Here is a 1,240-nt window from a genome sequence, read left to right as displayed (position 1 = left end):
GACCAAAACAACAACATTGAGTCCTGACCCCTTTCTGCCCCCCCCAAATGTATGCAAGCATAACATTCTCCGTCACGAGACTATTCGCAACACGCTGAATTGCGTCCAGTCTTGGACGCAAAGCCTACCATAGTCTACATCAATAAATATATTGTCACAGTCACAGCCAATATTGTCTTCTGGAACAGAAGGAATAATCTTGCCGCACCTATGGCACTGATATAAAATTTCTTTTCCGCCCGGCGTCCCCCCCTCTCCATTGGGGTCGAGAACCTCAATAGAAGTATATTCTGTCATATATTCCCCTTCATTTGAGCACGACTTACACTGCCTACGTCAGGAAATCACACTGCGGCAATAGACGCGAGCTGCATATCGAGCTATTTGGAATCGAAAGTAATTGACCCCAGAATGACAGAAGACACAACAGAGACATGATTGACGCACCAAAGGCAACATGCTTTATACTCGCCACCAGCGAGCTTCTCGCATGTGGCGCCAATTACAATGAATGTATTTTATTCTTTGTGCGGCCGCTAAGAGAGAGACACAACCAATTCATCATTAAAGGAGATTTCAAAAACTTTTTCAAAAATCAGCTTAACAACGCTTACCGCTTCGTCAGCGGCACTAAATGTTGCATTGAATGAGTATTGTCGTGCAACTTCAATTCCATCCGGGCGATCAAAGACTCCAAACTCACTCCCGACAACATTAGTTCCTTGAAATGCACGGAGAGCGTTATAGAATTCACGCTCCGATAACACCTGTGCAGGTAAATCAAGAAGGAGCCCTCCACTGTCACATAGGGCGAATTGAACGAATTTTTCCATCACAGGGTGCTCTATCACAACAAATGAACCGAGCTCCCCCTGAGATAAAAGAGAGTTAAACGCAGACATTATTTTCGAATGAATACTCAATTGCAATCCCCCCGGGACAACAAAAAGGTGTCAGGAACCTTTTTTATGGTCCATCCGGGAATTCTGTGGGTAACAATCCAAGGAGAATTACGTCTTTTTTTGTTTTCGCCCATTGCGAATGGCTGTCAAATAGACGGATTAAACCTTAAAAAAACAAGCTCAATATAGGAATCTTCACCCTCAATACCTCTTCCTCTTTTCTGCGGGATGTCACCGCATCCGACCCGTTCGTTTTCCGGGGAAACAAAGGGGGCAGGACTCAATGATTTCTGTCTTGGCAGGAAACCATCTTCTCTTCCATGCCACGACCACCACGA

Annotated in this window: 2 protein-coding genes; both read right to left on the bottom strand. The window is 44.9% G+C overall.

Translation table 11 applies throughout. The features are described 5' to 3' along the window. Positions 1–536: 536 nt before the first annotated feature. A complete protein-coding gene (locus tag OSO_RS0138105) occupies positions 537–902 on the bottom strand; it encodes a hypothetical protein (RefSeq protein WP_029247896.1) in 366 nt (121 codons plus the stop codon). A 146-nt stretch (positions 903–1,048) separates the two neighbouring features. Next, positions 1,049–1,240, bottom strand: a 192-nt coding sequence (locus OSO_RS52185) for a hypothetical protein (protein WP_237729393.1), incomplete at its 5' end; no start/stop codon positions are given.

Origin of the sequence: Schlesneria paludicola DSM 18645 (assembly GCF_000255655.1) — a bacterium.
Taxonomy (GTDB): domain Bacteria; phylum Planctomycetota; class Planctomycetia; order Planctomycetales; family Planctomycetaceae; genus Schlesneria; species Schlesneria paludicola.
The sequence above is the reverse complement of the archived record's forward strand: the minus strand, read 5'-3'. Positions and strand labels throughout refer to the sequence as shown.